Raw genomic sequence first — 22,749 nt, 5'->3', positions numbered from 1 at the left:
GCCAGACATCAGGATTTACTCAGCTTCTCTGACTTTTCCATGCATTTTGCCATCGCTTCGATAACCGCAGAACGGAACCCGCGTTCTTCCAGCACCCGCACCGCTTCGATGGTGGTACCGGCCGGGGAGCAGACCATATCCTTCAGTTCACCCGGGTGTTTACCGGTCTCCAGCACCATTTTGGCGGAGCCCATCACTGCCTGCGCGGCGAATTTATACGCCTGCGCGCGCGGCATACCGCCAAGCACGGCGGCATCCGCCATCGCTTCTAAAAACATGAAAACGTACGCGGGGGCTGAACCGCTCACGCCGACCACCGGATGGATCATGGATTCTGCAATCACTTCCGCCTCGCCGAAGCAGCGGAAAATGTTTAGCACGTCCGCCACCTCTTCTGAAGTCACCAGCGCGTTAGGGGTGACGGAGGTCATACCGGCGTTGACCAGTGAGGGGGTATTCGGCATCGCGCGGACGATTTTACGATCGTGGCCCAGCGCGCGCGCCAGCTGATCGAGCGTCACGCCTGCGGCAATCGACACGACCAGCGTCTCTTTATTCAGGCTGGAGGTGATGTCGCTTAACACTTTGATCATGATGTTCGGCTTAACGGCACCAAAGACGATATCGGCAACCTGGGCCACCTCCTGCGCGCTTTCGGCGGCGTTGATCCCGTATTGATCGCGCAACGCGGCGACGTTATCCGGTGACGGGGTATAAACCCAAATCTGACCCGGCAGAACCTGCCCGCTGGCGATCAGGCCGCCCAGGATGGCTTTGCCCATGTTACCGCAGCCGATAAACCCGATTTTCTTGTCCATCATGATTCTCCGTCATTATGCGTTGTTTTCTCTGATTGATAGCTTAACAACGAAATGCAGGCGACAATAGTCGGCAGAGTCATTATGGGGAGACAACATGGCGATTTGGGTTGATGCGGACGCGTGTCCGAATGTGATTAAAGAGATTTTATTCCGCGCCGCCGAGCGCGTTCAGATGCCGCTGACGCTGGTGGCGAACCAGAATATTCGCGTCCCGCCTTCGCGGTTCATCCGCTCCCTCCGCGTGCCGGCCGGGTTCGACGTGGCGGATAATGAAATTGTTCGTCTGTGCAGCGCGGAAGATCTGGTCATCACCGCCGATATTCCGCTGGCGGCGGAAGTGCTGGAGAAAGGGGCGGCGGCGCTCAATCCGCGCGGCGAGCGTTATTCGCCTTCAACCATCCGGGAAAAACTCACTATGCGTGATTTTATGGATACGATGCGGGCCAGCGGCGTGCAGACCGGTGGACCGGACAGCCTGTCCCAGCGCGATCGCCAGCAGTTTGCTGCCGAATTGGATAAATGGCTGCTGGAAGTGAAGCGCCGTACGGCGTAATGATAATTATTGTCAATATGTGGTACAGTGTGGCCTCCACAGGGTTGTCATCCCGTACCGCTTTGCAGTAAAGTATTCGACACATCTTCTGCAATTATTTCTTTACACTCTTCAGCCATTCGGCATCAAGGGGAACACCTGGCTATGACCCAACCCATCTTTTTAGTTGGCCCCCGCGGCTGTGGGAAAACCACCGTTGGCGTGGAACTGGCACGCGCATGTCATCGTCAGTTTGTTGATACCGACCACTGGCTGCAGACCGAGGCCGGCAAAACCATCGCAGACATCGTGGAGCAAGAGGGATGGGAAAGCTTTCGCGCCCGCGAAACGGCCGCGCTGAAAGCGGTCACCACGCCGTCAGCCGTCATTGCGACGGGAGGCGGTATTGTTCTGGCCGAATGTAATCGTCACTTTATGCGCGAAAAAGGCATTGTGATCTATCTCTGCGCGCCGGTGGCGGCCCTGGTAGGGCGACTTGAAGCATTTCCTGAAGAGGGACAACGCCCGGCGCTGACGTCACGACCGCTCAGCGAAGAGGTGAGCGAAGTGCTGGCCGAGCGTGATGCCCTCTACCGTGAAGCGGCACACCATGTTGTGGATGCCTCTGCGGCCCCGGAAGATGTGGTAATTCAGATTATTACCGCCCTGCGTCTGGCGTGTGCCAGCTAACCGCCGTCTATACTGATAGCTCAGACATAAAAAAAGGATGAGCTATGCCAACCAGACCTCCCTATCCGCGCGAAGCACGTATTGTTACCGTTGAAAAAGGCAATGGCGACCAGACCGTCACCTGGTATCAGCTGCGTGCCGATCACCCCAAACCGGACTCGCTGATCAGTGAACATGAGACTGAACAGGAAGCGCTGGATGCCAAACGGCGCTACGAAGATCCCGAAAAGTCGTGAATGTTTTCCTAAACGCTCCAATACCGTGCCTGAATCACACTTTTTACTCATCGCAAATGTTAAGCAGGAGTTAATATTTAGTTATTACAGGTAGCTCCGTTATCGGCAGGCGATCTTTACATTTCAGGGCAGAGATCGCCTGCTACGCTTGGTGCTGTTTTGTTGAAAAAACGAACTGTACAGCGTAGAGAGCCTGTACCTGTGTATACGTTTTTGTAGTGATGGAAGGCGAAGAAGATGAAGGCAACGTTGGCGATCCTCACCATTGGTGTGGTCCCTGTAAGCGAAGTGTTACCGCTCTTAACCGAGCATGTATCTGAACAACAGATCACGCATCTCAGCCTGCTGGGTAAGATGAGCCGGGAAGAGGTCATGGAAGACTACGCTGTAGAGGCGGGGGAGGATCCCCTGGCGACGTTATTAAGCGACGGTAAACTGGCGCATGTTTCTCGGCAGAAAATTGAGCGTTCGCTGCAGGCAGTAATAGAAGTACTCGATAATCAGCAATATGACGTTATTTTGCTGATGAGCACCGCCCCCATTAAGGGGCTCATCGCGCGCAATGCGATTTTGCTTGAGCCGATGCGCATTATTCCTCCGCTGGTAGCCTCCATTGTTGACGGGCATCAGGTGGGGGTCATTGTGCCCATCGAGGAGCTTATGGACAACCAGGAAGCAAAGTGGCACGTGCTCGAAAAAACGCCCCTGTATGCGCTGGCAAACCCCTTCTGGGACAGCGAGGCTAAACTCATTGCTGCCGGGAAGGAGCTGCTGGAGAGAGGGGCGGATGTATTGATTCTGGACTGTCTTGGTTTTCACCAGCATCACCGGGATTTACTGCAAAAGGCGCTGGACGTGCCGGTGCTGTTATCCAACGTTCTGATGGCTCGCCTGGCCTCAGAACTTCTGACGTAATGATTTTGCGTGACAGGTGATGAGCATGGCCCCTATAGTGAATTTTTATCTCTTAATATAAGGGCCAGTTCATGCTTCAAAGTAACGAATACTTTTCCGGTAAAGTGAAATCCATCGGTTTTACCAGCAGCAGCACTGGCCGCGCCAGTGTGGGCGTTATGGCTGAAGGGGAATACACCTTTGGCACGGCGGAAGCGGAAGAGATGACGGTGGTCAGCGGCGCGCTGAACGTCTTACTGCCGGGTGAAACGGAATGGAAAGTTTACGCTGCCGGGCAAGTTTTCAACGTCCCTGGCCACAGCGAATTTCATTTGCAGGTCGCTGAACCGACCTCTTATCTGTGCCGCTACCTGAAATAATCGTCTTTCCTCTCCCCTTAGGGGAGAGGATCAGGGTGAGGGGAAATTATCTCTGCGCTTCGCCGCCGAGACCTTCCACCAGATTCTGAATTAACGCGGCCAGTTCGCCGGTCATCAGGATAAAGTCCGCGTCAAAGCGCTGGGCGTAATCTTCCCGGTCGATATCTTCGTTTTGATCGCGCAGCTCGTCGCAGAACTTCAGACGCTTCACGGAACCGTCGTCGCACATCACGAACTGAATGCGCTGCTGCCAGTCGAGCGCCAGTTTGGTGACCACTTTGCCCGCTTCAATGTGTACGGCGATCTCGTCGCTCACCAGATCCTGCTTTTTCGCGCGGATCACGCCGCCATCTTCCAGCAGGGCTTTCAGCTCGGCTTCGTCCAGAATCTGGAAACCTTGCGCCGCGGTACCGCTGCGGACCCACTCGGTCAGGGTCAGCTCAATCGGCGTTTCCAGCGCCAGCGGTACGACCGGTAAAGAGCCGATGCTTTTACGCAGCAGGGCCAGCGTATCTTCCGCTTTTTTGGCGCTGGCGCAGTCCACCATGATCAGCCCGTTAACGGTATCGATCCACATCATCGTCTGGCTGAAGCGGCTGAAGGCGCGCGGCAGCAGAGAGTGCAGCACTTCATCTTTCAGCGAGTCTTTTTCGGTTTTCTTCAGCTTGCGGCCCTGCTCGGCTTCCAGCTTGAAAATTTTTGCTTCAAGCGCCTGCTTAACCACCGGCGTGGGCAGAATTTTCTCTTCTTTGCGGGCGCAGACGATGATTTGACCCGTGCTGCTGGCGTGGGTCAGTGCATCGCTTTGTGAACCCATTGGCGGAACCCAACCGGTTTTCGCCATATCCTGGCTACCGCAAGGGGAAAAGCTATAAGCGGCTAACTGTTTTTCCATCTCTTCTGCGCGCAGCGAAACGTCGCGGCTGAGACGGTAAACCATCAAATTTTTGAACCACAGCATGATAATTTCCACGGCCTTGTCGTTAAATCAGCGGGCATGATAACGAATTGTCGCATCGCTTGCATTGCTAATCGGGAAGCGTGCTTCTACTCTGTTGATAATCAAAATAATGAGGAGAGTCTTGTGCGTATTGGGATTGATTTGGGCGGCACCAAAACAGAAGTCATCGCATTAAGCGAGCAGGGGGAACAGCTGTTCCGCCACCGTCTGCCGACGCCGCGCGATGATTATCACCAGACGATCGAGACGATTGCCCGGCTGGTTGATATGGCCGAGCAGGCGACGGGCGAGAGGGGCACGGTCGGGATGGGGATCCCCGGCTCCATTTCGCCTTATACGGGTGTGGTGAAAAATGCCAACTCCACCTGGCTCAACGGTCAGCCGTTTGATAAAGATTTGAGCCAGCGTCTGAACCGGGAAGTGCGTCTGGCGAATGACGCTAACTGCCTGGCGGTCTCTGAGGCCGTTGATGGTGCAGCCGCAGGAGCGCAGACCGTGTTTGCGGTGATTATCGGTACCGGCTGCGGCGCGGGCGTGGCCTTTGGCGGACGTTCACATATCGGCGGCAACGGCACGGCGGGTGAGTGGGGGCACAACCCGCTGCCGTGGATGGATGAAGACGAGCTTAAATACCGCGCCGAGGTGCCGTGCTACTGCGGCAAGCAGGGCTGTATCGAGACGTTTATCTCCGGCACCGGTTTTGCAACCGACTACCACCGCCTGAGCGGCCAGCCGCTCAAGGGGAACGAGATTATGCGTTTGGTGGAAGAACAGGATCCGGTGGCCGAACTGGCGCTCAGCCGCTACGAAATGCGTCTGGCGAAATCGCTGGCGCACGTAGTGAACATTCTCGATCCGGACGTGATTGTGCTCGGCGGTGGCATGAGCAACGTTGACCGGCTGTACGCCACGGTACCAAATCTGGTGAAACAGTGGGTCTTCGGCGGCGAGTGCGAAACCCCGATCCGCAAAGCCGTCCACGGCGATTCCAGTGGCGTGCGCGGCGCGGCGTGGTTATGGCCGGAGTAAACGCAAAACGGCAACTTGCGTTGCCGTTTTTAATGTTTAGAGGGCCAGGGAGAGGGCACCAGACCGAATCGACCCAACACTCACCCCACCGCAAACTCCCTGTCCAGCCTGCTATACCCCAGTCCGTTGATCTTCTTCACCTTGATCTGCACCGGAATGCGCTCTTTCATCGCCTCGACGTGGCTAATCACCCCGATGGTTTTCCCGGTGGCGTTCAGCGCGTCGAGCGCATCCAGCGCGGTATCCAGCGTTTCACTGTCGAGCGTGCCGAATCCCTCATCCAGGAACAGGGAATCAATCCGCGTTTTGTGACTGACCAGGTCAGAAAGCGCTAACGCCAGCGCAAGGCTGACCAGGAAGCTCTCGCCGCCGGAGAGCGTGCGCGTATCGCGCACCGCATCGGCCTGCCAGGTGTCGACCACTTCCAGCTCCAGCGCCTCGCTGGCCTTACGCTGTAGGAGATAACGGCCGTGCAGGCGGTTAAGCTGCTGGTTTGCGAGCCAGACCAGGTTATCCAGCGTCAGCCCCTGAGCGAACTTGCGGAATTTGTCGCCGGAGCTGGAGCCGATCAGCGCGTTGAGATAGCCCCAGTCGTCGGCCTGGCGCGCGGCCTCTTCAATTTGCAGCATTAACGCCTGCTGATGCTGGCGGTTATCGCTGTCCTGCTTAAGCTGCTGGCGGATCTCGCCCTGATGCGTGGTGTTCTCACGAAGCCATTGCGCCAGCTGCTGCAGCTGGCTTTGCAGGGTAGACGCATCCGCGTCAAGTTCTTCCGGGCGCAGCGCAAGGTGCGCCTGCAGCTGCTGATTAGCCTGGCCGGAAAGGGCCGCGGCCTGCTGTATCTGGTTTTCCAGCGACTGTTTCAGCTGTTCGAGGCAGCGAATAGCATCGTCATCCAGCAGCGCGGCAAGGAACGCGTCCCGATCGGCAAAACAGCTTGCGGAGAGCGCCGCGGTGAACTGCGTCTGCGATTGCTGCAGGCGCTCGCGCTCCAGCGCCTCCTGCTGCTGCAGGGCGGCGAGCTGGCTTTGCAGCGACACGCATTCATTGTGGATGTCGCGCCAGTCATCAGGAATGGCCGGCTCAGCCTCTTCGCCGTGTGTTGCCGGAAGCGTGTCGAGCAGCGGCTTCAGCGCGCTCATGCGTTCCTGAAGCACGCCGTGCTGCGTTTGCTTCTCCTGCCAGTGGGCAAATTCCGCTTCGCGGGCATGCAGCCAGTCGGCTTCATTACCCTCTTCGGGAACGCTAAGCGAGAGCGCGAGAAGAGTATGTTCCAGCGCCTGGCGCGTTGCGGTGCGCTGCTGCTGATACTGGCGTTCCTGCGCTTCCTGCTCGTTCAGCTGGTTTTGCAGGGTCAGACGCTGGCTGAGCTGATAAAGCTGGCGCTCGTAGTGTTCCTGCTCGTTCAGCCATGGCGCGATATCCTCCTGAATATTCAATGCGATATTCAAAGACGCGCACGCCTCCAGCCATGCTTTAGTGAGCGCTTGCTCTTCCTGAGACAAGGCCTGCGCTTCGTCTGTCTCACGCTGGATCTGTTGAGCCAGGGCATTAACCTGTCCCAGCACCAGCAGGCCTTCCTCTTTAAGCGCGGCGACCTCTTTTTCGAGCGCATCACGGCGACGCTGGTTATCCGTCAGCTCAAGCGACCGGTAGGTCTCCACGGCAGGATGCTCGTGGGAGCCGCACAGCGGGCAGGGTTTGCCTGCCTCAAGCCGTGAGCGATAGCTTTCAAGATTTTTAATCGTCGCTTCGCGTTCGCACAGGGCTTTCAGGTCCAGATAGTGCTGGTGTTTCTCTTTGTACTGCCGGCGGCGCAGCGCCAGGGTTTCATTGAGCTTGCTCTGCTCCGCCAGGGCTTTCTGCACGCTTTCACCGTTCTGGCTCAGGCGCTTTTGCAGCGGCTGATAGCGGGCATGCAGCGACGTCAGCTGCTGGCGCAGCGTGCGTGACCGGGACTGCTGCTCCATGGCCGCGCTGACCTCATCCGCCGTCAGCGTCAGCGTATTTTCCGGCATCTCAGCCAGCTTCTGACGTAGCTCAGTCATCCGCGCAGCAAGCGCGACGAGCTGACTTTTGTCACGGTTTAGCTGTGAGAACTGGGCGCGCCAGCCGGCAATTTCCTGGCCCAGCAGGCGATAACGCTCATTCTCCGCCAGCCACTGTCCCAGCGCCGTCAGTTCGGCCTGTAGCCGCTCATGGGTACGCAGGGCGGTATTGCGGATCCGCGCGCGCAGTGCGGTTTTGGTCTGTAAGCGAGTATTTACTTCGTTAATTCGCTGCTGGGTTTGCGTCAGACGTGCGGTTTGCTCCTGCTGATGCTCCCAGAGCGGACGAAGCTGGGCGGCGGGCTGGGCAAGCTGGAGTTTTGCCAGTTCCGGCGCCGCGTTCGCCTGCGCCTGTTGCGCCTGCTGCTGCAGGGCGGCAACGCGCTGCTGCTCCCGCACGAGCTCGTCATGACGCGTAAGCCACTGAAAATCTTTCTGTTGGCTTTGCTGCTGGGCCAGCAGGGTTTTCTCTTCGTCAGTAAGTGCCTGCAAACTTTGCTGCAACTGCTGCTGTTGTTCTTCGCTGAGCAGCACGACGCCCGCCGCCTGCGCCTCGCATTTTTCCAGCACGCTGCGGGCGGCTTTGTGTTTCTCAAACACCATCGCGGAAATCTGGCCGTAGATTTCGGTGCCGGTGAGTTCTTCCAGCAGTTCTGCGCGGTCGGCCGGTTTGGCATTCAGGAAGGCGGCAAATTGCCCCTGCGAGAGCAGCATTGAGCGGGTAAAACGGCCGTAGTCCAGCCCGGTGAGCGCCGCGGTTTGCTCCAGTTTATCCGACACCTTATCGGCCAGAATCTTGCCATCCTTGCAGCGGGCCAGCTCCACGCGCGGTGCCTGCAAGTTACCGTCCGGCTGGTTACGCGCCCGGTTCTGGCTCCAGAATGCGCGATAGGCAACGCCTTTCACCTCAAATTCCACTTCCGCCAGGCACTCGGCGGTATCGCGCGTCATCAGATCGTTTTGCGCCTGAGAGACCTTATTCAGGCGCGGGGTTTCGTGGTAGAGCGCCAGGCAGATGGCATCGAGCAGGGTGGTTTTACCCGCGCCGGTTGCGCCAGTGATGGCAAACAGGCCGTTGCTGGCAAAAGGTTCCGCGGTGAAGTCAATTTTCCACTCGCCCTTGAGGGAGTTGAGATTTTTCAGGCGCAGGCTCAGAATTTTCATGCGTTTTCTTCCTCGTCATTGAGGGCGTGCAGAGTATGGCTGAACAGCTCGTTGAGCCTGACGCGCTTCGCATCATCGAGCTCTTCCTGCGACAGTCGGCGCTCGAACACCTCTTCTACGCGCAGTTCGCTAAGCGTTTCGCGCTGGGCGCCGAGCAGAATTTTCTCGCGCTGCTCGCGGCTGCGGCGCACCAGCAGCACCTCAACCGGCAACTCTTCGGTCAGCGCCTGAATTTTCCGCTGCATATCGTGCAGGTAGTCATCGGTGGTGATTTCAATATCCAGCCAGACGGGCGGGTTAAGCTCAGCGCCGCGCCACTGCTCAAGCTGGGCGGTGATGGCAGCCAGATCGCCCTTCAGCACCGCCAGCGGCTGGGTGACCGGCACTTCCAGCGTCTCGACGGCGCTGAGTTTGCCCTCATCAAAGCTCACCAGATGCACGGATTTGGCTTTTCCGGTTTCATCGAAGCTGAGCGAAATAGGGGAGCCACAGTAGCGGATATGCTCGCAGCCGCCGATGACCTGGGCGCGGTGAATGTGCCCGAGCGCGATGTAGTCCGCGGGCGGGAAGTTTTGCGCCGGAAAGGCGTCCAGCGTACCGATATAGATCTCGCGGACCGCGTCACTTTTGCTGGCCCCGACGGTGGTGAGGTGCCCGGTGGCAATGACCGGAATGGCCTGTTCACCGCGCAGGGCACAGGCTTCCGCGTGCTGCTGGTGATAGTAGTCGGTGATGGCCTGCAATAAATGCTGCTGCTTTTCCGCGCCCGACAGTCCCGCCTGGCTTTGCACGATGTCGCGCGGACGTAAAAAGGGAATCGGACACAGTACCGCGCCCGGCGACCCGTCGCGTTTTTTCAGGATCTGCGGCGCGTGCCCGGCGCTGGCGACCACGGTGGTATTGAGAAACGCCAGGATGTCGCGGGATTCATTGAGCGTGGCGACGGAGTCATGGTTACCGGCGACAATCACCAGATGACAGCCTGTCTGCTGCAGGTTCACCACGAAGCGGTTATACAGTTCACGCGCATAGCTCGGCGGCGAACCGGTATCAAAGATGTCACCCGCCACAATAATGGCATCCACCTCGTGCGCCTGGGCCGTTTCCAGAAGCCAGTTCAGGAACGCTTCATGTTCAGCCGCACGGCTTTTGCTGTAAAAATTTTGACCCAGATGCCAGTCCGAGGTGTGAAGTATGCGCATAGGAGATCCGTGGCGAAAAACGATGCGGGCGATTATAAACTGTCAGGGAAAGGAAAATAACCGCTGTAATAAAACAACAGTTTGCCATTTATAGTGGTACTGTTTTTCATAAATCTGTCATAAATCTGACGCATAATGGCGCCGCATTACAAACTTGTAACTTAAATAAGATAAGACAGGGCAAAGTATGGCGAGACGTATTCTGGTCGTAGAAGATGAAGCTCCAATTCGTGAAATGGTGTGCTTCGTGCTCGAACAAAATGGCTTCCAGCCGGTTGAAGCGGAAGATTATGACAGCGCGGTGAACCAGCTGAATGAACCCTGGCCCGATCTGATTCTGCTTGACTGGATGTTGCCCGGCGGCTCCGGACTGCAGTTTATCAAACATCTGAAGCGTGAAGCGCTGACCCGCGACATCCCGGTGGTGATGCTCACGGCGCGCGGAGAGGAAGAGGATCGCGTGCGCGGTCTGGAGACCGGCGCGGACGATTACATTACCAAGCCTTTCTCCCCGAAAGAGCTGGTTGCCCGCATTAAGGCCGTCATGCGCCGTATTTCCCCGATGGCGGTCGAAGAGGTGATCGAGATGCAGGGCCTCAGCCTTGACCCAACGTCACACCGCGTGATGACCGGCGAAAATCCCCTCGACATGGGGCCTACCGAATTTAAACTCCTGCACTTCTTTATGACCCATCCGGAACGCGTTTACAGCCGCGAGCAGTTGCTGAATAACGTCTGGGGAACTAACGTGTATGTCGAAGACCGGACGGTTGACGTACATATTCGCCGCCTGCGAAAAGCGCTGGAACTGAGCGGCCACGATCGCATGGTACAGACGGTCCGCGGTACGGGTTATCGTTTCTCGACCCGTTTCTGAATAATGACAGGAGTGTGACGCGTGCTGGAACGTCTGTCATGGAAAAGGCTCGTCTTTGAACTGATCTTATGCTGTATTCCGGCCCTTCTTCTGGGGGCCTTACTTGGGCATCTGCCGTGGTTTCTGCTGGCGGCGGTCACCGGGCTGTTAGCCTGGCATTTCTGGAACCTGCTGCGTCTCTCCTGGTGGCTGTGGGTGGACCGCAGTATGACCCCGCCGCCGGGAAGCGGCAGCTGGGAGCCGCTGCTGTACGGCCTGCACCAGATGCAGATGCGTAATAAAAAGCGTCGCCGCGAGCTGGGAAGCCTGATCAAACGCTTTCGCAGCGGCGCAGAGTCGCTGCCGGATGCGGTGATCCTGACGACAGAAGAAGGAACTATTTTCTGGTGTAACGGGCTTGCGCAACAGCTGCTGGGCCTGCGCTGGCCGGACGACAATGGTCAGAACATCCTCAACCTTCTGCGTTATCCCGAGTTCACGCTGTATCTGAAAAAGCGTGATTTCACCCGTCCCCACAATCTGAAGCTGAATAACGGTCGCCATCTGGAAATCCGCGTGATGCCCTACAGCGATCGCCAGTGGCTGATGGTGGCGCGCGACGTCACCCAGATGCACCAGCTGGAAGGGGCGCGTCGTAACTTCTTCGCCAACGTCAGCCACGAACTACGCACCCCGTTGACCGTGCTGCAGGGCTACCTGGAGATGATGCAGGAGCAAACCCTGGAAGGCGCGCCGCGTGAAAAAGCGCTGCATACGATGCGCGAGCAAACGCACCGTATGGAAGGGCTGGTGAAGCAGCTGCTGACGCTGTCAAAGATTGAAGCGGCGCCTTCTCTTGCGCTGAATGACACCATTGATGTGCCAATGATGCTGCGCGTCGTCGAGCGTGAAGCGCAGACGTTAAGCCATAAAAAACATCAGCTGACCTTTGACGTCGACAACACGCTGAAGGTGCTGGGCAGCGAGGATGAACTGCGTAGCGCCATCTCCAACCTGGTGTACAACGCGGTAAACCATACGCCGGAAGGAACGGATATCGTGGTGCGCTGGCAGCATACGCCGGCAGGCGCCGAGTTTAGCGTGGAGGATAACGGGCCGGGGATCGCCCCGGAGCATATTCCGCGCCTGACCGAGCGCTTCTACCGGGTGGATAAAGCGCGATCGCGGCAGACGGGGGGGAGCGGCCTGGGGCTGGCGATTGTGAAACACGCGGTGAATCACCATGAAAGCCGTCTTGATATCCAGAGTACCCTGGGTAAGGGAACCCGCTTTAGTTTCGTTATCCCGGAACGATTAATTGCCAAAAAGAGCGCCTGACGGCAGGCGTGTCATTTTACCTTTCCACGGGTCAGCCATCGCTGGCCCGTTTGCTTTGCAGTCAAGCGAAACGCGTGTGAATTTTATACGGTTGGCTGTTTTTTGTTCGCATGATTAGCCATGGGTTTTTCCTATAATTAGCGCATTGTTCTGGTGTGCGTTTTCATACTGGCATATTGTTCTGGTTTTGCGATCCCTCCTTGCCTTTAAACGTTATAAGCGTTTAAATTGCCCCCCAGATACTGTAAGACCGACTGTATTTGCGTGGTAAATCGAAAAACTATTCTTCTCCACGCCAGGACGGGAGCATTTCCCGCTGAAATTGAGCAAATTTTCGGCTGTATCGTCCCGTCAGGGAAATCGAAAAATCTCAACGTTTTCAACACCACATCCACAGGCAGTAAGGTTTTATGACCCATCACTTAAAATCGCGTGACATTATCGCGCTGGGCTTTATGACATTTGCGCTGTTCGTTGGCGCAGGCAACATCATTTTCCCTCCAATGGTTGGCTTACAGGCGGGTGAACACGTCTGGACCGCCGCGTTTGGTTTCCTGATTACTGCCGTGGGCCTGCCGGTACTGACCGTTATCGCACTGGCGAAAGTCGGTGGCGGCGTGGATAGCCTTAGCACCCCGATTGGCAAAGTGGCTGGCGTTCTGCTGGCTACCGTCTGCTATCTGGCCGTTGGTCCGCTGTTTGCCACCCCGCGTACCGCGACTGTTTCCTTCGAAGTGGGCATCGCCCCGCTGACCGGCGACGGCGCGATGCCGCTGTTCATCTACAGCCTGATTTATTTCGCCATCGTGATTCTGGTTTCCCTCTATCCGGGCAAGCTGCTGGACACGGTAGGTAACTTCCTGGCGCCGCTGAAAATTGTAGCGCTGATCGTGCTGGCCGTGGCGGCCATCATCTGGCCAGCCGGCCCGATAAGCGACGCGATGGATGCCTATAAAAACGCCGCGTTCTCTAACGGCTTTGTGAACGGCTACCTGACGATGGATACGCTGGGCGCGATGGTGTTTGGTATCGTTATCGTTAACGCCGCGCGTTCCCGCGGCGTGACCGAAGCGCGTTTGCTGACCCGTTATACCATCTGGGCTGGCCTGATGGCCGGTGTGGGCCTGACGCTGCTGTATCTGGCGCTGTTCCGCCTGGGCTCTGACAGCGCGATGCTGGTTGATCAGAACGCGAACGGTGCGGCTATCCTGCACGCTTACGTTCAGCACACCTTCGGTGGGGCGGGCAGCATGCTGCTGGCGGCGCTGATCTTCCTGGCGTGTCTGGTAACCGCGGTTGGCCTGACCTGCGCCTGCGCAGAGTTCTTTGCGCAGTATCTGCCGCTCTCTTACCGTACCCTGGTGTTTATTCTCGGTATCTTCTCCATGGCGGTGTCTAACCTCGGTCTGAGCCACCTGATTCAGGTCTCTATCCCGGTGCTGACGGCGATCTATCCGCCGTGCATCGTGCTGGTGGTGCTGAGCTTCACCCGTCCGTGGTGGCATAACTCCTCACGAATTATTGCGCCAGCCATGTTTATCAGCCTGATTTTTGGTATCCTTGACGGGATTAAAGCATCAGCGTTCGCTGAAATTCTGCCAGCCTGGACACAGCGTCTGCCGCTGTCCGAGCAGGGCCTGGCCTGGCTGATGCCTACCGTTGTTGCACTGGTTCTGGCGGTTATCTGGGACCGTGCTGCAGGGCGTCAGGTCACATCGAACGCTCATTAATCAACGGCAACAAACTGTTTAACCACGGGGCTTAAGGCCCCGTGGTTTTTTGTTTTTTTCGTGTTGAATGGCAAGATTTAAAATGGAAAGCACTAACAAACTTAAACGTGGATTGAGCACGCGCCACATCCGCTTTATGGCGCTGGGCTCTGCTATCGGCACCGGTCTTTTTTATGGCTCGGCAGATGCCATCAAAATGGCCGGTCCAAGCGTGCTGCTGGCGTACATCATCGGCGGCGTGGCGGCGTATATCATCATGCGCGCCCTCGGCGAAATGTCGGTTCACAACCCGTCTGCCAGCTCCTTCTCCCGCTACGCGCAGGAAAACCTCGGCCCGCTGGCCGGGTTTATCACCGGCTGGACCTACTGCTTCGAAATTTTGATTGTGGCGATTGCCGACGTAACCGCATTCGGCATCTACATGGGCGTCTGGTTCCCGGCGGTGCCGCACTGGATCTGGGTGCTGAGCGTGGTGTTGCTCATTTGCGCCGTCAATCTGATGAGCGTGAAGGTGTTCGGCGAGCTGGAGTTCTGGTTCTCCTTCTTCAAAGTCGCGACCATCATCATCATGATTGTGGCGGGTTTCGGGATCATCATCTGGGGGATTGGCAACGGCGGCCAGCCGACCGGCATCCATAACCTCTGGAGCAACGGCGGCTTCTTTAGCAACGGCTGGCTCGGGATGGTGATGTCGCTACAGATGGTAATGTTCGCCTACGGCGGCATCGAGATTATCGGCATCACCGCCGGGGAAGCGAAAGATCCGGAGAAATCTATTCCGCGCGCCATCAACTCGGTGCCGATGCGTATTCTGGTGTTCTACGTGGGTACGCTGTTCGTGATTATGTCCATCTACCCGTGGAACCAGGTGGGCACTAACGGTAGCCCGTTTGTCCTGACCTTCCAGCATATGGGCATTGCCTTTGCTGCCAGCATTCTGAACTTTGTGGTGCTGACCGCGTCGCTTTCGGCCATCAACAGTGACGTCTTTGGCGTGGGCCGCATGCTGCACGGCATGGCGGAGCAGGGCAGCGCGCCGAAGGTGTTCGCCAAAACTTCACGCCGCGGCACGCCGTGGGTGACGGTGGTGGTGATGACCGTAGCGCTGCTGTTCTCGGTTTACCTGAACTACATCATGCCGGAGAACGTCTTCCTGGTGATTGCGTCCCTGGCGACCTTCGCGACCGTGTGGGTGTGGATCATGATCCTGCTGTCGCAGATTGCCTTCCGCCGCCGTCTGTCGCCGGATGAGGCGAAAGCGCTGAAGTTTAAGGTGCCGGGCGGGGTGGCGACGACCGTGGTCGGGCTGATCTTCCTGGTGTTTATCATTGGCCTGATTGGCTACCATCCGGATACCCGCATTTCCCTGTACGTGGGCTGTGCGTGGATCGTTCTGCTGCTGATCGGCTGGGTGTTTAAGTGCCGCCGTGACCGTCAATTGGCAGAAGCACAGTAATATTTTTATCCCCCCTCCCTCCCGGGAGAGGGGATTTTTGCCTCCTCCCCCGTCCTCCTCCCCCAATAAATTTCGTCATGGTGAGCTATCCTTAACCACCCTGTGGCAAGGTGACGTCAATTTCATCAGAGGGGATTCGTGATGTTAAATGCCTGGCACCTTCCGGTTGCCCCATTTGTTAAGCAAAACAAAGACAACCTTGTGATTACGCTCTGGCTGGCGGGGGAAAATCAGCCGGAACGCGTGACGCTCCGCGCCGAAATTGATAACGAAGAGACCGGGCTGAAAATGCACAAGCTGCGCAGCCAGCCGCAGCCGGGGATTACGGCGTGGCGGGCGAATATCGATTTGCGCAGCGGGCAGCCGCGCCGTCGCTATAGCTTTAAGCTTTTATGGAACAACCGCCAGCTGTGGTTTACCCCGCAGGGGTTTAGCCGTTTCCCACCGGCCCGGCTGGAGCAGTTCGCCGTCGATTACCCGGATAACGGCCCGCAGTGGGTTAACGATCAGGTCTTTTATCAGATTTTCCCGGACCGCTTTGCGCGCAGCGAAAAACGCACCGCCGGCCAGGACAAGGTCTATTACCATCATGCCGCGGGTCACGACATCATCCTGAAAAAATGGGATGAACCGGTGACGGCGCAGGCGGGCGGCTCGACGTTCTACGGCGGCGATCTCGACGGCATCAGCGAAAAGCTGCCGTACCTGAAAAAACTCGGCGTGACGGCGCTGTATCTTAACCCGGTGTTTAAAGCCCCGAGCGTACACAAATACGATACCGAAGATTATCGCCACGTTGACGCGCAGTTTGGCGGCGACGAGGCGCTGCTGCGCCTGCGTAAGAACACCCAAAAAGAAGGCATGCGCCTGATCCTGGACGGTGTCTTCAACCACAGCGGCGATTCGCACGCGTGGTTTGACCGTCATAACCAGTCGATGGGCGGGGCGTGCCATAATCCGGACTCCCCGCAGCGCGACTGGTACAGCTTTAACGAGGAGGGGCGCGCGCTGGACTGGCTGGGCTACCCGAGCCTGCCGAAGCTGGACTTCCAGTCCCCGTCACTGGTGAACGAGATTTACGGCGGGGAAGACAGCATCGTGCGTCACTGGCTGAAGGCGCCGTGGAATATGGACGGCTGGCGTCTGGACGTGGTGCATATGCTCGGTGAAGCGGGCGGGGCGCGAAATAACCTTCAGCACGTGGCCGGGATCGCGCGTTCGGCGAAAGCGGCTCAGCCGGAGGCGTTTGTCTTTGGCGAACACTTTGGCGACGCGCGCCAGTGGCTGCAAAACGATGCCGAAGATGCGGCGATGAACTATCGCGGTTTTACCTTCCCGCTGTGGGGATTCCTGGCTAACACCGATATCTCCTACGATCCGAACCATATCGACGCTGAAACCTGCGCCGCGTGGATGGATAACTATCGCGCTGGCCTGTCGCATCAGCAGCAGCTGCGGATGTTTAACCAGCTCGATAGCCACGACACCGCGCGCTTTAAATCCCTGCTCGGCAAGGATGTGGCGCGTCTGCCGCTGGCGGTCACCTGGCTCTTCACCTGGCCGGGCGTACCGTGCATTTACTACGGAGACGAAGTGGGGCTGGACGGCAACAACGATCCGTTCTGCCGCAAAACCTTCCCGTGGGAGGCAGAGAAACAGGATAAGGTGCTGTTCAGCCTGTATCAGCGGCTGGCGAAGCTGCGCAAACAGAGTCTCGCCCTGCGCTACGGCGGCTGTCAGGTGGCGTACGCCCACGATAATGTGGTGGTCTTTGTCCGCGTCTATAATCAGCAGCGCGTGCTGGTGGCGATTAACCGGGGCGAGGCCTGCGAAGTGGTGCTGGATGATTCGCCGCTGCTTAAGGTGGCGACGTGGACGAACAAAGAGGGTAAGGCGACGATACAGGATGGCGTGCTGGCGCTGCCTGCGGTATCCGCGACGGTCTGGCTCGGCAGCTAATGCGCTAAAGTTTCCCCTTTTAAGATGGCGCAAATGCAACGATTTGTGTCAATCTTAACGGATCGTTTACGGTGAAGGTGGAAACATGGACGAGCTTTACATCCTTGGCTGTTTATTCCTGGTTTTTGCGCTGCTGGTTGCCCCCGTGCTTGCGGTTATCGGGTTTAATCGAAGCACGGCGGCGCAGCAGGAGATCGCCCGGCTACGCCAGCGCATTGAGGTGCTTGAGCAGCGCGGCGCAGCTCAGGTAGCGCCGGAGACAGAACAGGTGCAAGCGGTCACTCCGGCTGTCGTGACCGCGCCTGTGGCTGAGGACGCGCCCGCGCCTGTCGATCCCTGGCGTCCCGACATTCCTACAGCCGAGGCAAAACCCGCTCCGGCCCCTGCGCCTGCGGCTAAGCAGCCTTCTGCCTTTGGCGGCATTGTGACGTCGCTGACGCGCTGGTTTATGCAGGGTAATCCCCTGGCGAAGCTTGGCATTCTGCTGCTCTTCCTCGGCCTCTCTTTCCTGCTGCGCTATACCGTTGAACACTCCCTGTTCCCGCTTGAGCTGCGCCTGGTGGCGACGGCGCTGTTTGCCATCGTGCTGCTGGCGGTTGGGTGGCGGCTGCGGCACAAGCAGCCGATCTACGCGCTTATCTTACAGGGCGGGGCGACGGGCATTCTCTACCTGACGGTCTTTGGCGCCTTCCGGCTCTGGCAGATGCTGCCGATGACGCTGGCCTTTGCGCTACTGGTGGTGATTTGCGCCGCGAGCGTTGGGCTGGCCGTGCTGCAGAAAGCGCTGAGCCTTGCCATGCTGGCGAGCCTCGGCGGGTATCTTGCGCCGCTACTACTATCTACCGGGGGCGGCAGCTTTGTGGCGCTGTTTTCCTTCTATCTCCTGCTTTCCATCGGCATTCTCGCCATCAGCATCTGGCAGCACTGGCGCGAGCTTAACCTGCTCGGGCTGCTCTTTACCTTTGGCGTGGGCGGCCTGTGGGGGCTGAGTGAGTACCAGCCTGAAGACTATTGGATCTGCCAGCTGTTCCTGATTGCCAATACGCTGATATTCGGCGTGCTGAGCGTGGCGCTGTCGCTGCGGGCGCAGGAGAAAGGAAAGCAGATTATTGACGGCGTGCTGCTGTTTGCCCCGCCGCTGATAGGCTTTGGGATGCAGTACGGTATGACCCGGCACTGGGAATATGGTCCGGCCCTGAGCGCTTTGGGATACGGCGCATTTTATCTGGCCCTCGCTTTCCTTGCGCTGCGCCGCTATCCGTCCATCGGGCGACCGCTGGTGATGGCGGCGCTGGCGATCGGCGGCGGGTTTGCCACGCTTGCGATTCCGCTCGCGCTCTCCGCGCGGTGGACGGCGATGGCCTGGGCGCTGGAGGGGTTGGGCATCCTCTGGCTGGGCGTACAGCAGCACCAGCGGCGCATGAGCTATAGCGGGACGGCGCTGCTGGGGCTGGCGCTCGGCAGCGCGCTGTGGGCGCAGATGAACGGCGTTACGCCGCTGAGCCTGCTGCTTATCTTCGCCATCCTCAGCCTTTGCTGGCTGGCTGCGGCCTGGCTGTGGCGGAACCTCTTTCTGCCGGTTAGCCGGGCGCTGCTGGCAGGCGGGCTGCTGTTCTGGCTCGTGGCGCTATTTGGCGCGTCGTGGCTGGTGTTGAAGCAGGAACTGCCTGTTCTGGCGGGCGTGCTGGCGCTGACGGCGGCGTCGGTCTGGGGCTGGCGGCAGGCTGCCGTTCGTCTGGCATGGCGGGAGCTGGATGCCAGCAAATGGCTGCTGTGGCCGCTGATGCTGGTGATGGTGGGCTATCAGCTCTCGCACCAGCAGATGTTTGCCGCCGGCTGGTCAAATCTGGCCTGGGGTATTGCGCTTCCCGCCGCGCTGATGCTGCTGCGGCGCGACGGCGCCCGTTTAGCGCCGCGCATCTCTATGGGGCTGCATCTGGCGCTGTTCTGGATGATATTACTGGCGCTGGCGGCGGAGCTTTACTGGTTTGCCCGGTCGCTGCCGTGGGGCATGGCGGCCTGGGGCAGCGGGCTGGCGATGGCCGCAGGCGGCGGGGTGATTATGGCGCTCTCTGCTGCGGTGCGCCGTCGCGGGTGGCCGTTCCGGGAGTGGCCCGCTCTCTACGCGTGCATAGCACCGATCCCCGTGCTCGCGGCGCTGCTGGTATTGCTGGTGGTGACCAATTTCCAGGACGGCGTAGTTTATCGTCAGACCTGGCTGCCGCTGGTGAACCCGCTTGAAGAAGGCGCGGCGTTCGCGCTGCTGGGGCTGGTGGTCTTTTACCGGGCGGTGGATCGCTACTACCCGACGCAGCTCTCGCTGGCCCGTCCGTGGCCTGCCGTCGCGATTATGGCGTTTGGCTTCTGGTGGCTTAACGGTGCGCTGATGCGCGCCCTGGCCTGGTACGGCGACGTGGCCTGGAATATGGCGTCGCTGTGGGATTCGCGGCTGATCCAGACCTCGTTTGCCCTGTTCTGGATGCTGAGCGCGCTGGTGATCATGGTCCACGCCACCCGTAGGGCTTCCCGTCAGGAGTGGCTTGGCGGTGCCGCGCTGCTGGGCGTGGTGATGGTTAAACTGATGCTGGTGGACAGCGCGGGTGGAGGCGGTCTGTCGCGTGCGGTGGCGTTTATCGGCGTGGCAATACTGGTGCTGATCGTGGGGTATTTCTCGCCGTTACCGCCCAAAACAGGAGATGAAAAATGAAATGGATGAAAGCGGTAGCTTGTACCGCTCTGCTGGCGCTTGCAGGCCCGGCGTTCTGCGACGAGGTACAAACGGAATCGCCCCGGGACTATGCCTTTGGCCGCTCGCTAGATACGTCTGCTCCTTCCCAGTGGTATCGGGTGACGCTGCCGCTCGCTGTCTATACGCAGAGCACGTCGCCGGATCTGCATGACGTTCGCGTCTTTAACCAGTCGGGCGAGCCGGTTCCTTTCAGCCTGGTCACCGCGACGCGTCCGCAGGTGGCAGCGCAATCCACGGCGCTGCGCCTCTTTCCTCTGGACGCCTCACCGCTTTCGCCTGCGCGTGGGGATGAGGGCAGCGATAAGATCCTGCTCCGTTCCGGAAACGGCGTAGAGATTGTGCTGGAGGGGCAAAAAGCCGCCGCAGCCGGGCAGCATTATCTGCTGACCCTGCCGGAGCAGTCTACGGGTGAGATTGCCCTGTCCCAGCTGCAGCTGCTCTGGAATACCCCGCAGGCGCCGTGGCAGGGAACGGCGTCGGTCTACTACAGCGAGGATCTTAAGCGCTGGTATACCCTGCGCGAGGATATGCCGCTGCTGGACGTGATGAGCGGGCAGGATCGTCTTAAGCTCGATCGGATCGATACCGATATCGTTTTGTCTCCCGATACGAATCGCTATCTCCTGGTCGTGCTGAATGCTCAGAGCCAGGGGGTGACCTTAACCGGCGTTAACGCGATTAGCGCTCCTGCGCGGGCGACGCCGGACGCGATCGCTCTTGAGGGGGTAGGGGAGCAGCTATCGACAAGCGAAGCGCAGTGGCACTGGGCGCAGCCGCAGCCGCTGAGTGCTATCAGCATTTTACTGAATGGCGACGGCGTCCTTCCCGTGGAGATAGCGTGGCGGAGTACGGAAAAAGACACATGGCACCCCCTGAAAAAAGAGGTGCTTTACCGTCTGGAGGGCAAAACGTCTCCACCGGTTTCGCTTAGCGGAGGCCTGGTGCAGGCGGTGAAAATCACGACGCTGAATGCGCGCCTGCCGGAATACCTGCCGGGCGTCACCGGGCATCGTGACCGCTATGATCTGGTGTTCAACGCGCAGGGAAAAGCGCCATACGTGCTTGCCTGGGGTAATGGCGCTGCAAAGCCTGCCAGCGTGGAGCCTGACATGCTGATCCCCGCCGACCTGCGCAAAACCTATGATATGGAGCACCTGCCGCAGGCCGACATTCTGGATGATGTCGCGTTAGGCGGCGAGGGGCGTCTGACCGCTACTTCTGCGTCCGAGCGGGAGAGCCGGATGAACGCGCTGCTGGTGTGGGGCGTGCTAATTGCGGGCGTAATTCTGCTGGCGGGAATGGCCTGGCGCATCTGGCGAGAGACGCAGCGTAAGGCATAAAAAAAGGCCCGCATAAGCGGGCCTTCTTCGTAAACCGTGCCGATTACAGGCTGGATACGTTCTCAGACAGGTATTTAGCAACGCCGTCTGGGGACGCAGCCATACCTTCTTTACCTTTTTCCCACTGAGCCGGGCACACTTCGCCGTGCTCTTCGTGGAACTGCAGCGCGTCAACCATGCGCAGCATTTCGTCGATGTTACGGCCCAGCGGCAGATCGTTCACAACCTGGTGACGAACGATGCCGTTTGCGTCGATCAGGAAGGAACCGCGCAGCGCAACGCCAGCGTCCGGATGTTCGATACCGTAAGCCTGCTGGATTTCGCGTTTGATGTCCGCAACCATTGCGTATTTCACCGCACCGATGCCGCCTTTGTCGACAGGGGTGTTACGCCATGCGTTGTGTACAAATTCAGAGTCGAAGGAGACGCCAACCACTTCCACGCCACGCTTCTGGAATTCTTCATAACGTTTGTCGAACGCGATCAGCTCAGACGGGCAAACGAAAGTGAAGTCCATTGGCCAGAAGAACAGAACGGTCGCTTTACCATTGGTGTGCTGTTTGAAGTTGAAGTTTTCAACGATTTCACCGTTGCCCAGAACTGCTGCAGCTGTAAAATCCGGAGCCGGACGAGTTACCAGAACCATATGATTCTCCTGTAGATACTAAGGTTATTTGGAACGCAACGCGAGCCAGTATAGAGAGTGTTCGTGGATAAGACAAAGAGGTGGTGACAATCGTTCCGCCAGCTTTTACCTATCAATGATCGTGCTGTCAGAGCTGCTTGTTTTTCGCCTGCGCCATCATGCGCGGATAAAACTGCCAGAATTGGCTCTCCAGCGCATCGTAATGCTCATCCAGGTCGTACCAGGAGTCCCGCAGCGCATCCAGCCGCGGGCGACGGCTCGCCATGCCATTCAAGACATTCTGGATAAAGTCCATCTCGCGATAGCGCTCCAGCCAGCGTTCCGACCACAGGTAGTTATTCAGATTCACAAAGCGCGGCGGCGAGTCGGGCAAAATGATCGACACCTGCTGGTGGGCGTAGCGCACAAACGCCGGCAACGGCATCTCCGGCGAGAGCTGTTCCCAGTGGCGAGACAGGAAGTGGTCCCACATCACGTCGAGCGTGATCGGCGCAACGCGGCGCGTTTCAGGGCGAAACCACGCTTTCGCTTCCGTCACCTCGGGCAGATTATCAGTGATGACATCAATGCGGCGGTGCAAAAAAATCCCGTCGACAACCTCGGGAGAATACGCTTCAGCGGGGTTGCCGCGCACGAAATCGGCCAGCAAATTGCCGGAAAGGGAGCTGTCAGCGAGGTGAGCGAGATGCAGGTGAGCGAGAAAATTCATGCGTTTTAT

19 protein-coding genes are annotated in these 22,749 nt (G+C 58.4%); 13 read left to right on the top strand and 6 right to left on the bottom strand.

What is annotated here, in order from left to right; genetic code table 11:
- Nucleotides 1-8: 8 nt before the first annotated feature.
- Nucleotides 9-818: a pyrroline-5-carboxylate reductase gene (gene proC / locus IM265_RS05200; protein ID WP_041911103.1), complete on the bottom strand. Its 810-nt coding sequence runs from the start codon at nucleotides 816-818 to the stop codon at nucleotides 9-11.
- A 97-nt stretch (nucleotides 819-915) separates the two neighbouring features.
- Here proC and IM265_RS05195 point away from each other — a divergent pair, with 97 nt between their 5' ends.
- The 5 genes from IM265_RS05195 (at nucleotide 916) to ppnP (ending at nucleotide 3,553) form a co-directional block, all read left to right on the top strand.
- Nucleotides 916-1,374 (top strand): YaiI/YqxD family protein, encoded by a 459-nt coding sequence (locus tag IM265_RS05195; protein ID WP_010428006.1) that lies wholly within the window; start codon nucleotides 916-918, stop codon nucleotides 1,372-1,374.
- Nucleotides 1,375-1,518: 144 nt separating this feature from the next.
- Entirely contained in the window at nucleotides 1,519-2,043 is a 525-nt protein-coding gene (gene aroL / locus IM265_RS05190) for a shikimate kinase AroL (protein WP_028012127.1), read from the top strand.
- 44 nt (nucleotides 2,044-2,087) lie between these two features.
- The gene (gene yaiA, locus IM265_RS05185; protein ID WP_003859135.1) at nucleotides 2,088-2,279 is read left to right on the top strand and encodes a protein YaiA; all 192 of its coding nucleotides are present in this window, start codon (nucleotides 2,088-2,090) and stop codon (nucleotides 2,277-2,279) included.
- Nucleotides 2,280-2,516: 237 nt separating this feature from the next.
- The gene (locus IM265_RS05180) at nucleotides 2,517-3,194 is read left to right on the top strand and encodes an AroM family protein (protein ID WP_028012129.1); all 678 of its coding nucleotides are present in this window, start codon (nucleotides 2,517-2,519) and stop codon (nucleotides 3,192-3,194) included.
- Nucleotides 3,195-3,265: 71 nt separating this feature from the next.
- Complete coding sequence (ppnP, locus tag IM265_RS05175) at nucleotides 3,266-3,553, top strand: pyrimidine/purine nucleoside phosphorylase (protein ID WP_008503270.1); 288 nt, start codon at nucleotides 3,266-3,268, stop codon at nucleotides 3,551-3,553.
- 46 nt (nucleotides 3,554-3,599) lie between these two features.
- Here the strand turns inward: ppnP and rdgC are convergent, their stop codons facing one another.
- A complete protein-coding gene (rdgC, locus tag IM265_RS05170; protein WP_014882739.1) occupies nucleotides 3,600-4,514 on the bottom strand; it encodes a recombination-associated protein RdgC in 915 nt (304 codons plus the stop codon).
- Nucleotides 4,515-4,637: 123 nt separating this feature from the next.
- Here rdgC and mak point away from each other — a divergent pair, with 123 nt between their 5' ends.
- A complete protein-coding gene (gene mak / locus IM265_RS05165) occupies nucleotides 4,638-5,543 on the top strand; it encodes a fructokinase (RefSeq protein WP_045259882.1) in 906 nt (301 codons plus the stop codon).
- Nucleotides 5,544-5,623: 80 nt separating this feature from the next.
- Here the strand turns inward: mak and sbcC are convergent, their stop codons facing one another.
- Complete coding sequence (gene sbcC, locus IM265_RS05160; protein ID WP_193031429.1) at nucleotides 5,624-8,755, bottom strand: exonuclease subunit SbcC; 3,132 nt, start codon at nucleotides 8,753-8,755, stop codon at nucleotides 5,624-5,626.
- Entirely contained in the window at nucleotides 8,752-9,957 is a 1,206-nt protein-coding gene (sbcD, locus tag IM265_RS05155) for an exonuclease subunit SbcD (RefSeq protein ID WP_063155366.1), read from the bottom strand. Before sbcD ends, sbcC begins: the two co-directional genes overlap by 4 nt.
- Before the next feature lie 187 nt (nucleotides 9,958-10,144).
- Between sbcD and phoB the strand changes: the two genes are divergently transcribed.
- From phoB to IM265_RS05120, 7 genes are all read left to right on the top strand, one after another.
- Nucleotides 10,145-10,834, top strand: coding sequence for a phosphate response regulator transcription factor PhoB (gene phoB, locus IM265_RS05150; RefSeq protein ID WP_008503265.1), 690 nt, complete (start codon nucleotides 10,145-10,147; stop codon nucleotides 10,832-10,834).
- Nucleotides 10,835-10,855: 21 nt separating this feature from the next.
- On the top strand, nucleotides 10,856-12,151 hold the full coding sequence (phoR, locus tag IM265_RS05145) for a phosphate regulon sensor histidine kinase PhoR (protein ID WP_047363942.1): 1,296 nt from the start codon (nucleotides 10,856-10,858) through the stop codon (nucleotides 12,149-12,151).
- Nucleotides 12,152-12,561: 410 nt separating this feature from the next.
- Nucleotides 12,562-13,881: a branched-chain amino acid transporter carrier protein BrnQ gene (gene brnQ, locus IM265_RS05140; RefSeq protein WP_028012134.1), complete on the top strand. Its 1,320-nt coding sequence runs from the start codon at nucleotides 12,562-12,564 to the stop codon at nucleotides 13,879-13,881.
- Nucleotides 13,882-13,963: 82 nt separating this feature from the next.
- A complete protein-coding gene (proY, locus tag IM265_RS05135; RefSeq protein ID WP_028012135.1) occupies nucleotides 13,964-15,337 on the top strand; it encodes a proline-specific permease ProY in 1,374 nt (457 codons plus the stop codon).
- A 141-nt stretch (nucleotides 15,338-15,478) separates the two neighbouring features.
- Nucleotides 15,479-17,296: a maltodextrin glucosidase gene (gene malZ / locus IM265_RS05130; protein ID WP_193031428.1), complete on the top strand. Its 1,818-nt coding sequence runs from the start codon at nucleotides 15,479-15,481 to the stop codon at nucleotides 17,294-17,296.
- A gap of 85 nt (nucleotides 17,297-17,381) precedes the next feature.
- Entirely contained in the window at nucleotides 17,382-20,003 is a 2,622-nt protein-coding gene (locus tag IM265_RS05125; protein WP_193031426.1) for a DUF2339 domain-containing protein, read from the top strand.
- Nucleotides 20,000-21,385 (top strand): DUF3999 domain-containing protein, encoded by a 1,386-nt coding sequence (locus IM265_RS05120; RefSeq protein ID WP_193031424.1) that lies wholly within the window; start codon nucleotides 20,000-20,002, stop codon nucleotides 21,383-21,385. The genes IM265_RS05125 and IM265_RS05120 overlap by 4 nt, the downstream gene beginning before the upstream one ends.
- Before the next feature lie 43 nt (nucleotides 21,386-21,428).
- Here the strand turns inward: IM265_RS05120 and IM265_RS05115 are convergent, their stop codons facing one another.
- Nucleotides 21,429-22,031 (bottom strand): peroxiredoxin, encoded by a 603-nt coding sequence (locus IM265_RS05115; RefSeq protein ID WP_008503347.1) that lies wholly within the window; start codon nucleotides 22,029-22,031, stop codon nucleotides 21,429-21,431.
- A gap of 127 nt (nucleotides 22,032-22,158) precedes the next feature.
- Entirely contained in the window at nucleotides 22,159-22,740 is a 582-nt protein-coding gene (gene acpH, locus IM265_RS05110) for an ACP phosphodiesterase (protein ID WP_193031422.1), read from the bottom strand.
- Nucleotides 22,741-22,749 lie beyond the last annotated feature (9 nt).

Source organism: Enterobacter cloacae complex sp. P17RS, from assembly GCF_014895885.1.
In the GTDB taxonomy this organism is placed as follows: Bacteria; Pseudomonadota; Gammaproteobacteria; order Enterobacterales; family Enterobacteriaceae; genus Enterobacter; species Enterobacter bugandensis.
The sequence above is the reverse complement of the archived record's forward strand: the minus strand, read 5'-3'. Positions and strand labels throughout refer to the sequence as shown.

Excerpts from the sequence above, each read along its gene's own strand:
- malZ (WP_193031428.1), top strand. The coding sequence starts at position 15,479 with ATGTTAAATGCCTGGCACCTTCCGGTTGCCCCATTTGTTAAGCAAAAC.
- IM265_RS05125 (WP_193031426.1), top strand. The coding sequence starts at position 17,382 with ATGGACGAGCTTTACATCCTTGGCTGTTTATTCCTGGTTTTTGCGCTG.
- aroL (WP_028012127.1), top strand. The coding sequence starts at position 1,519 with ATGACCCAACCCATCTTTTTAGTTGGCCCCCGCGGCTGTGGGAAAACC.
- rdgC (WP_014882739.1), bottom strand. The coding sequence starts at position 4,514 with ATGCTGTGGTTCAAAAATTTGATGGTTTACCGTCTCAGCCGCGACGTT.
- IM265_RS05120 (WP_193031424.1), top strand. The coding sequence starts at position 20,000 with ATGAAATGGATGAAAGCGGTAGCTTGTACCGCTCTGCTGGCGCTTGCA.
- sbcD (WP_063155366.1), bottom strand. The coding sequence starts at position 9,957 with ATGCGCATACTTCACACCTCGGACTGGCATCTGGGTCAAAATTTTTAC.
- yaiA (WP_003859135.1), top strand. The coding sequence starts at position 2,088 with ATGCCAACCAGACCTCCCTATCCGCGCGAAGCACGTATTGTTACCGTT.
- IM265_RS05180 (WP_028012129.1), top strand. The coding sequence starts at position 2,517 with ATGAAGGCAACGTTGGCGATCCTCACCATTGGTGTGGTCCCTGTAAGC.
- ppnP (WP_008503270.1), top strand. The coding sequence starts at position 3,266 with ATGCTTCAAAGTAACGAATACTTTTCCGGTAAAGTGAAATCCATCGGT.
- IM265_RS05195 (WP_010428006.1), top strand. The coding sequence starts at position 916 with ATGGCGATTTGGGTTGATGCGGACGCGTGTCCGAATGTGATTAAAGAG.
- brnQ (WP_028012134.1), top strand. The coding sequence starts at position 12,562 with ATGACCCATCACTTAAAATCGCGTGACATTATCGCGCTGGGCTTTATG.
- IM265_RS05115 (WP_008503347.1), bottom strand. The coding sequence starts at position 22,031 with ATGGTTCTGGTAACTCGTCCGGCTCCGGATTTTACAGCTGCAGCAGTT.
- proC (WP_041911103.1), bottom strand. The coding sequence starts at position 818 with ATGGACAAGAAAATCGGGTTTATCGGCTGCGGTAACATGGGCAAAGCC.
- acpH (WP_193031422.1), bottom strand. The coding sequence starts at position 22,740 with ATGAATTTTCTCGCTCACCTGCATCTCGCTCACCTCGCTGACAGCTCC.
- phoB (WP_008503265.1), top strand. The coding sequence starts at position 10,145 with ATGGCGAGACGTATTCTGGTCGTAGAAGATGAAGCTCCAATTCGTGAA.
- proY (WP_028012135.1), top strand. The coding sequence starts at position 13,964 with ATGGAAAGCACTAACAAACTTAAACGTGGATTGAGCACGCGCCACATC.
- sbcC (WP_193031429.1), bottom strand. The coding sequence starts at position 8,755 with ATGAAAATTCTGAGCCTGCGCCTGAAAAATCTCAACTCCCTCAAGGGC.